Here is a 2,567-nt window from a genome sequence, read left to right as displayed (position 1 = left end):
GCAATAGCAGGCCGGTGTTCAATACCAACGCGATTAGGTATTTTTATTTGATCACCACGATTCACCTTTTTCTTATAAGGTTTTCCCGAATGAGGCAGGTTTTTGTAAAGCTCTCCGCCCTGCTCTCTGATCAGGCTACCCTATTCCGGACAAATAAATTACAATAATCCGAGCCGGAGGAATCACAATGGGAAAGCGTCACGTCACCAAGTACACCGAAGAATTTAAAAAATCATCTGCCAAGCTTGCAGTCGATTCAAATCAAGCAATCAGTCATACAGCACAGGAATTGGGTATTCACTCAAGTACACTGCATGGTTGGGTCAATAAATATCATCCAAACAGTCCAAATACTGTTAAAGATGAAGTTAGTGATATGGCTGCTGAAATAAAACAGTTAAAAAAAGAGTTGGCTAGAGTGACACAGGAACGTGAAATACTAAAAAAAGCGGCGGCGTACTTTGCAAGCGAAACACAGTAAAGTATGCCTGGATCAAAGAAAATAAATGTGTTTTTCCAGTAGATAGGGTGTGCTCAATCTTAGGTGTTAGCCGATCAGGTTATTACAGTTGGTTAAAGGTACAGCCTTCCAAGCGAATGATAGAGAACCAAAAATTAGCTAGGCGAATCAAGGAAATATTCATCGAAAGCCGTGCAACCTATGGTACTCGAAGAATTAGAAAACAGTTGGCAACACAGGAAATTTCTGTAAGCCGTAAGCGAGTTGGCCGTTTAATGAAGCAGAACCAGCTTTGCTGCAAGATAAAGCGTAAATTCAAAGTAACTACGGATTCTAAACATCGATTGCCAATTGCGAAAAACGTGTTGGACCGGAATTTTTCAGCAACAGGCCCTAACCAAAAATATGTTGGTGATATTACCTACATACGGACCCAACAAGGCTGGTTGTACTTGGCTGTTGTGATTGACTTATTCTCACGAAAAGTTGTTGGCTGGGCCATGGAGGATCATATGGAAGCATCACTCGTCAATGATGCTCTGTTGATGGCCTTATGGAAACGAAAGCCTAAAGCTGGGTTAATTTGGCATTCAGATCGCGGAAGCCAATATGCTTCAGAAAGTCATCGTGAGATTCTTAAAGATCATCAAATTAAGCAAAGTATGAGTCGTAAGGGAGACTGCTGGGATAACGCTGTTTCAGAGAGTTTCTTTCATACCTTAAAAACGGAGTTAGTTCATCACATGAATTTTAAAAATCGACAGGAGGCTAAATCAGCGATCTTTGAGTATATCGAAGTTTTTTATAACAGAAAACGCATTCACTCAGCTAATGATTATTTATCACCTGAGGAATACGAGCATAATCAAAAAATCAGTTAAAAATTTGTCTAGAAAAAGGTTGCCAGATCAAAAGGATGCGGTGAGCGGTATAAACTCCGTCCAGTTTTGATTATCCTCTGACGTTGAACATTGCACTTCAAAGCCACAGGCTTCCGGTGATCCTAACCACGACCAATTATTTTCTAGCGTGTAATGGCTCCACGCGTTCTGCATATTATCAAAGGATAAATCATCATTGCTTTGACTGATTTGCATATCCGCATAGACACGGCAGCGCATGATTTTACCTAGATCATAAACAGCACTCAGGTAGTATCCTTCACTAATGTCCGTCGCTAAGGTTCCGCTTTTGGTGTTTTCCCAACTGTCACTATAATCCTCCCAGGATTGAGTCATACCGCCCCAAGAGTAGTATAAAAATAAACGAATATGGTTATTATTATTAACCGCGGTGTGATGAAACTCACCCGGCCAATCATTAGCGGCATAATCATATTCTTGAATAATATTTAACGGCGTTAAATCAGTCAGTTCTAACACACTCGCTTCAGCTGATTTAATCCCCCATTGACTCACCGCTTTAATCAAATAAAAGCCAGGTCTGGCCTGTGTTAGATGCAGTGTAGTGCTATTAAGTTCTGCAATTAAAATGGAGTTTTCCCAAGCGGTGCCGTGCCTGATCTCGTAGTGTTTAACATACAACTCTGGATTTTTCGCCCATTCTAAAACGGCGATTTTATCGCTATACGAGGAGACAAAACGGCTGACATTCTGAGGAATCTGCTGCTCGAGTGATGCGCTACAGTGGTATGTTGAATAATGGCTACGTTGCCCAAACCAGCCCATCGCACGCACTCGAAACGTGTAGGTTGCACCTGTGCTACTGAACTCAATATGATTTAAATGGGTGGTTTTAACGTCGGAATAATTACCGTCATTGCTACGCACTTGATACTCGTAATACGCCGCATTTGGATCGCCATCAAAGGCAACAATCAAGACCGCTTCGGCGATGCCGCCGTGATAACTTACGCTTTGTTCAACGCGGTAATTACTCGGTGCTTTTAAGGGCACTGTTGCGAAAAATTTAGATTTGAGTATGGTGTAGCAATCAACTGAAATTAAGAGTGAATTACTGTGGCTAGACGTAAACGATTTAAGAAGAATCAACCCTTTAAATGGAAGCACTACTCTGGTGAGATCATTCTTTGGTTGGTGCGCTGGTATGGCCGCTATGCTTTGTCTTATCGTGACCTCAAAGAAAT

Annotated in this window: 2 protein-coding genes and 1 pseudogene; 1 reads left to right on the top strand and 2 read right to left on the bottom strand. The window is 41.5% G+C overall.

All coding sequences use genetic code 11. From position 1 onward, the window contains the following. A pseudogene (locus tag C200_RS16670) lies at positions 1–128 on the bottom strand (IS30 family transposase); the annotation flags it as partial. Positions 129–187: 59 nt separating this feature from the next. Here C200_RS16670 and C200_RS04280 point away from each other — a divergent pair. Then, positions 188–1,341 (top strand): IS3 family transposase gene (locus C200_RS04280; protein WP_105962623.1). Its coding sequence is split into 2 segments (ribosomal slippage): positions 188–458 and positions 458–1,341, totalling 1,155 coding nucleotides; the frame shifts between segments, so codons are not numbered across the junction. 27 nt (positions 1,342–1,368) lie between these two features. Here the strand turns inward: C200_RS04280 and C200_RS15340 are convergent. Then, positions 1,369–2,376: a hypothetical protein gene (locus tag C200_RS15340; protein WP_016212392.1), complete on the bottom strand. Its 1,008-nt coding sequence runs from the start codon at positions 2,374–2,376 to the stop codon at positions 1,369–1,371. Between the last annotated feature and the right edge of the window lie 191 nt (positions 2,377–2,567).

Source organism: Piscirickettsia salmonis LF-89 = ATCC VR-1361, from assembly GCF_000297215.2.
Taxonomy (GTDB): Bacteria; Pseudomonadota; Gammaproteobacteria; order Piscirickettsiales; family Piscirickettsiaceae; genus Piscirickettsia; species Piscirickettsia salmonis.
This window is presented reverse-complemented; position numbering and strand designations above follow the sequence as displayed.